General features: G+C 56.3%; 1 protein-coding gene. It reads right to left on the minus strand.

Annotated features, from left to right (window positions below; genetic code table 11):
• A partial coding sequence (gene istA / locus ACYVJT_RS15275) for an IS21 family transposase (RefSeq protein WP_499418566.1) occupies nucleotides 1–1,031 on the minus strand: 1,031 nt, incomplete at both ends.

Consider the following 1,031-nt stretch of genomic DNA (forward strand, 5'->3'; position numbering starts at 1 on the left):
GAGTCGTCGCCGGTCGGGTGTTGGCGCAGTATCCAGCCAGTCGCGTAGTGGATCTGTCACGTGTTTACGTACTGGCGAGTGGCTCCAGGATCCTGGCTTGGCCACTAATAGTGGTAGTAGGGCTGCGGGTTCAAAGATCGTGCCGGGCTGCTGGCCGAATACACGTTGGAATGTGACGACCGGTGTGTTGTGTTCGTCTAGAATTTCAAGAGTATTGGCTCGGATCCCCACGGTCAGGCAACGATCATGAAAGCTTGGCCCGGCGGCATAGGTGTTGGCCTCGACGCGAATATATCCTCGGCGATCAGCTTTTCGTGATTCGTAGCGCACTGCATCGAATCCGATACCGGGCAGGGCTAAACAGGCATCGAGATCTTGGGCGAAGAGTTGGCTGATGGGCACCTTGTGCCGGTAATGGTCTTGGGCTGCTAATTCGTCGCAGCGGGCCAGCAACATGGTGTTCAACCCGGCCAAGGAGATCGCTTCGGGTTCGGGGACCATCAGGTTGCGGCGCAAGAAGCCGACCGCGTTTTCCACGCTGCCTTTCTCATGGCCCGAGGCCGGATTGCAATATCGAGAATGGGCTCGATAATGCAATCGAAAGGCTGAGAACAAGTTGGTCTCGATGATTTTGTCTTGGACGCGTTTGCCAATACCGGTAGCGTTATCAAAGACCATCATCGGTGGCACCGCACCAATGTGTTCAAAGATTGTGCGCAGACCATGGCAAACGCATTCAGCGGTTTCACCCCGGTAGGCCTGGGCGTAGCGCATATTGGAAAACGGAAACGTCACGATCAATACATGCAATACGGTCATCACTCCGGCGATGAGTGCTTGGGCTTGGCCGAAATCTACTTGGATCGTGCCTGCGGGCCAATCCAGCTCGGAGTAGCCTTCGGCTGGTTGGCGGTGTTCAGCTCGCCATTGTTTGACATAGCGTTGCACTGGTGAATACGAGCCCGGATAGTCATGCTCAGCGACCAGCCGGTCAAACACGCGCCGAGCGGTGTGGCGTTGTTTGTGCCAGC

Source organism: Yaniella soli, assembly GCF_054782375.1.